This window comes from Rhodococcus sp. 06-462-5, assembly GCF_002258315.1.
GTDB lineage: Bacteria > Actinomycetota > Actinomycetes > Mycobacteriales > Mycobacteriaceae > Rhodococcoides.
Window position 1 is genome coordinate 1 of sequence record NZ_NOYD01000003.1, and the last position, 4915, is coordinate 4915.

The 4915-nt window shown below is 64.0% G+C and carries 5 protein-coding genes and 1 pseudogene; 3 read left to right on the forward strand and 3 right to left on the reverse strand.

The window, feature by feature from the left end; genetic code table 11:
• Positions 1-308: 308 nt before the first annotated feature.
• On the reverse strand, positions 309-1898 hold the full coding sequence (locus CH251_RS02325) for an adenylate/guanylate cyclase domain-containing protein (protein ID WP_094611686.1): 1590 nt from the start codon (positions 1896-1898) through the stop codon (positions 309-311).
• Positions 1899-1941: 43 nt separating this feature from the next.
• On the opposite strand from CH251_RS02325, the gene nucS reads away from it, so the two are divergent.
• The gene (gene nucS, locus CH251_RS02330; RefSeq protein WP_094611683.1) at positions 1942-2613 is read left to right on the forward strand and encodes an endonuclease NucS; all 672 of its coding nucleotides are present in this window, start codon (positions 1942-1944) and stop codon (positions 2611-2613) included.
• Between the two features lie 41 nt (positions 2614-2654).
• Positions 2655-2972, forward strand: coding sequence for an ATP/GTP-binding protein (locus CH251_RS27745; RefSeq protein WP_094611684.1), 318 nt, complete (start codon positions 2655-2657; stop codon positions 2970-2972).
• Positions 2973-3002: 30 nt separating this feature from the next.
• Here CH251_RS27745 and CH251_RS02340 read toward each other — a convergent pair whose 3' ends face one another.
• Together CH251_RS02340 and mce are read right to left on the reverse strand one after the other, a co-directional pair.
• A complete protein-coding gene (locus CH251_RS02340) occupies positions 3003-3953 on the reverse strand; it encodes a hypothetical protein (RefSeq protein WP_094611685.1) in 951 nt (316 codons plus the stop codon).
• Between the two features lie 59 nt (positions 3954-4012).
• Positions 4013-4495 carry a methylmalonyl-CoA epimerase gene (gene mce, locus CH251_RS02345; protein ID WP_373454902.1) on the reverse strand — a complete coding sequence of 161 codons (483 nt, stop codon included), beginning with the start codon at positions 4493-4495 and terminating at the stop codon, positions 4013-4015.
• A 105-nt stretch (positions 4496-4600) separates the two neighbouring features.
• Between mce and CH251_RS02350 the strand changes: the two are divergent.
• Positions 4601-4915 (forward strand): annotated as a pseudogene (locus tag CH251_RS02350) (acetyl-CoA C-acyltransferase); the annotation flags it as partial.

A 4915-nucleotide genomic window follows, 5' to 3' on the forward strand; every position in this document is an offset into this window, starting at 1 on the left:
GGTGCGATTTTGCGCGCGCATTCGCCACCCGCACGCACAATCGCACCCCCAACCCCGACCATTCCCCGCGCACCTCACAAATGCGCGCGCATGTGCGACGAGCGGGGTCGGCCTGAACTCGGGTGCGGGCAGACGACGCGACTGCGGACCGCGAATACGAGCGCAAAGGCGCGCGCATTCGCCATCCGCGCGCGGAATCGCACCCCGACCGCTCACCATTCCCCGCGCACCTGACGAACGCGCGCGCATGTGCGGAAACCAACGCCGACGCACGAAGGTCCCAGCAAGTGCAAGGACCGGTAATACAGTCAGGCGTGCACGGCAACAGGCTCGTCGGCGGTGACGTTCACATCTTTCGGATTCGCGAGGACCGTCTCGGCGGAGCGTCCACGAAGGGTTACCGAATCACCGAATTCCCACCGCTGTGCTTCGTCGTCTGCAGCACCGTCCACTGCCGTCTTGGAAGCCAGGATCGCCCCTGGGGCGTTCTTTGCCAATTCGGAGAGGCGAGCGGCCTCGTTCACCGGGTCTCCGATGACCGTGTACTCGAATCGGGACTTCGCACCGACGTTGCCGGCCACTGCGCGTCCCGCTGCGACACCCACAGCGGCACTGCATTCGGGGACTTCGACCAGCAGCCGTCGGGCAATGGCTCGTGCCGCGGCCAAGGCGGAGCCGCAGTGATCGGCAATCTCGTTGGGGGCTCCGAAGATGGCAAGAGCGGCGTCGCCCTCGAATTTGTTGATGAAACCACCGTGCTCGTCGACCTCGTCGACTACCACTGCGAAGAATCGGTTGAGTAGGTCCACAACCTCGGTTGGAGGCCGGGACGCCGCGAGCTCGGTCGATCCCACGAGGTCGATGAAGAACACGGCGATATCGCGTTCCTGACCACCGAGCTCGCTCTCGGACTGCAACGCTTTTTCGGCGACTTCATGGCCGACGTGTCTACCGAACAGGTCGCGGATCTTCTCCCGATCGCGCACTCCGTCGGCCATCCGGTTGAAACCGCTCTGCAGCTCGCCGAGCTCGGTGCCGTCGTACACCGCAAGGCGGACATCCATGTTCCCCTTCTCCACCTCGGCCATCCCCGCGCGCACGTTGTTGATGGGGGAGGTAGTGGCGAATCCGCCGAGGACAGTCAGTGCGAATCCGAACACAATGGTGATGCCGCCGAGCGCGAGGATGGACACGGCAAGCTGGTTGGCGCTGGTCTCGGGTCTGAGGAAACGGAAAACCGCGATCATCATCAGTCCGGACACCGGAACGCCGGTCCCCAGCAACCACGACAGAATGGAGCGACCCATGACACCGGCGATCCGGATCCGACGTGGATCGCCTGCCTCGAGCGCCCGAGCTGCAATGGGGCGAAGGGCGAACTCGCTGAGTAGATAGCTGAACGCGCAGACGACCGTGCCTCCCGCCGCGATCGTGAATGCGACCTTGGGGATCGCCTGAGGATCGATGATCCCGTCGATCGTGGTCAACAGGATCAACGCGCCGATCCACAGCGCTATCTGGATGCGCGTCAGACGCCAGGGCATGGCGAGAGTGGCGACCTGCTCGGATCGTGTGGGTCGGCGATCCTCGATGCCCCACCGCAGACTGCTCAGCGCGCTTGTGGTGCCCCAGACGACGCCGACCACGAAAGCGAGAAAGACGTACACCGGTACGACGATGAAATTGACCCACCAGTAGCGATCCATGTCCAGGACATCGGGGCCCGGAACGACAACGCTGATCAGAACGCCCACGATGACTGCGCCGATCAGGTTCGACAGGACCAAGAAGACAGTCAGCAGCAGCTGAATTCGGATCCGTCGTCGACGTGGCGATTCGGAAGTGTCGCCGAGCAGGCGGGAACCCAGGGGAGCGGCAGATCGTCTCAATTGCGGCATGGTCGTCACAGACTAACGGGGGCTCCTGCCTTAAGGTGGTCGAGTGCGTCTAGTTATTGCTCGTTGCCAAGTCGACTATGTCGGTCGCCTCACCGCACACCTCCCGTCCGCTCGTCGCCTGCTTCTCGTCAAGTCCGACGGATCCGTGAGCGTGCACGCGGACGACCGGGCCTACAAGCCGCTCAACTGGATGTCGCCGCCTTGCTGGACGGTCGAAACCACCGAGGGCGAGACGATCAAGTGGGTCGTCACCAACAAGGCCGGCGAAGAACTTCGTATCACCATCGACGACGTGGAGCTCGACTCCAGTCACGAGCTCGGTATCGATCCCGGTTTGGTGAAAGACGGTGTGGAAGCACATCTTCAGGAGTTGTTGGCCGAGCACGTCAGCACCTTGGGCGACGGATACACGCTCGTTCGACGCGAATACATGACGGCTATCGGCCCGGTGGATCTACTGTGCCGCAACGCCGATGGCGGAACCGTGGCGGTGGAGATCAAGCGACGTGGTGAGATCGACGGCGTCGAGCAGTTGACCCGGTACCTGGAGCTGCTCAATCGTGACCCGCTGCTGGCTCCGGTCAGCGGCGTGTTTGCTGCTCAGATCATCAAGCCGCAGGCGAAGACGCTGGCCACCGACCGCGGCATTCGTTGTCTCACACTCGACTACGACGTCCTACGGGGAACCGACAGTACCGAGTTCCGGCTTTTCTGACGGCTGTCGGTATCTACCGGCCCGTTCTCTACACTGGACGGGTGCCTCGTCGTAACCAACCCCGCCGACCGAATCGGGGCGGCCCGAGTGATCTCGGCCCGCCAACCGATTCCGTGCTGGGCGGCAACCGGGTCGAGGTCGGTCCGGACGGAGACACGTACACGACGCGGATGGTCCCGGGCGCCAAGGCCGTGAAGACCTATCGATGCCCCGGCTGTGATCACGAGGTGCGGCCGGGCGTCGCACATATCGTCGCGTGGCCGTCGGACGATTTCGGCGGTGCCGACAATCGCAGACACTGGCATACCGGATGTTGGTCCGGCCGAAACACGCGAGGCCTCACCCGCAGATGGTCGTAGCGGGGGAGGCCAGGCGCAGGACGAGCAGAGTCAGGACGAGGAGTCGGCCGATTCCTTCTCGTCTTCGGCCTTCGCCGCCGCCTTCTCTTCTTCCTTCTTCAGGATTGCCGTCGGGTCGGGATTGTCGAGCAGTTCGCTCTCGCGATTGACCGAGGCGAGCATCGCCGGAACCGAATCGAGCTGGCCTCGAATTCCGAGCAGCTGGGCCAGTACTCGACTGCGAAGCACGCGCAGCTCCTCGGCAAGTTCCTTCGAGTGCGCGATGCGTCGCTCGGCCTGCTCACTCGCGGACTGGAGGCGTCGAGCAGACTCGGTGGTGGCCTCCTCGATGCGGCGCGCAGCATCGGCTTTGCTGGACGCTTCGAGTTCCTCGAGAGCGGTGAGGACCTTGGTGCGGCGCTCGGCCATCGTGATCTCGAAATCTTCCTGAACCTTGGCGCGCTTGGCCTCGGATTCGGCAGCCAGCTTGTCGCGCTCGGCCTGCGCGGCCTCGACCACCCGGGCCGCCTCGGTGCGCGCCTGAGCCATGGTCTGCTGGTGCTCGGCCTCGAGCGCCGTCCGGCGCTCTTCGAGTTCGGCCACCAGTGACTCGTGCCGCCCGCGCAGTCGCGCACTCTCCTGCTGCGCAACCGAGATCATCTCCTCGGACTCCGAGTGCGCCTTCGCGCGTACTTCGGATGCCTCGTCCGAAGCCAACCGCAGCATGCGCGAGATTCGATCGCTCATCCCCTCCGCCGTGGTGGGCGGAACCGACAGACGGTCGATGTCCTTGCGTAGTTCGTCGATCTCGTCGCGAGCGTCGTCGAGCTGCTTGGCCAGATCACGAGCCTGCGCTGCGGCCGCATCACGATCTGCGGTCGTCAGACGTAGTTCGGCGTCGAATCGCTCGAAGTAGTTTGTGACTTCGTCGCGATCGAACCCCTTCCGGACGATGGAAAAGGGAAGTTGCACCGTGGAAGTGCGCTCATGATCGATGGCCATGGCCGTCAATTTACCGGTGAGTCAAGTAGAGGGCCATACGGTTCGTTCACCGAGTTCGGTCAGTGCGAGCTGTGATTCGGTTCGACGAGCTCGATGAGCACTCCACCGGCGTCCTTGGGATGGACGAAGTTGATCCGAGAATCGGCGGTGCCGCGGCGCGGGGCGTCGTACAGTAACCGAACTCCGCGAGCGCGCAACTCGGTCGAGATCTCCTCGATGTCGGTGACGCGGTAGGCCAACTGTTGCAGTCCCGGGCCGTTGCGGCCGATGAACTTCGCGATGGTGGACGACTCGTCGATCGGCGCGAGCAATTGCAGTGCAGCGGACTTCTCCGTCGCTCCGGGGAAGGAGAGCATCGCCTCGCGAACGCCCTGTTCCTCGTTGACCTCCTCGTGCACTGCAACCATGCCGAGGTGGTCGGTGTACCAGGTGATCGCGGCGTCGAGATCGGGCACCGCGACACCCACGTGGTCGATAGCCGTCACCAGGTCGGAGCGCAGCGGGGCTCCCGTGTAAGACTGCGTGCTGGAGGTCATGGCCATGACGTTAGCGCCAGCTGCGTTTCGGTGCTCCGCCCGGCCGGTATCGGCAGGGGGCGTCGGAGCGTTGATCTCGACAAGGCCGTCTTCATACTTTCGGAGGAAATCGTGACCACAACAGTCATCGTCGCCGGTGCTCGTACGCCCGTCGGGCGCTTCTCGGGCGCACTCAAGGACTTCTCGGGATCGGACCTCGGCGGGATCGCCATCAAGGGTGCACTCGAGAAGGCCGGTGTGGCTCCGGATCAGGTCGACTACGTCATCATGGGCCAGGTTCTCACCGCCGGTGCCGGCCAGATTCCGGCCCGTCAGGCTGCGGTCGCTGCGGGTATTCCGATGACCGTGCCTGCCCTGACGATCAACAAGGTGTGCCTGTCCGGAGTCGACGCCATCGCACTGGCCGACCAGCTGATCCGCGCCGGT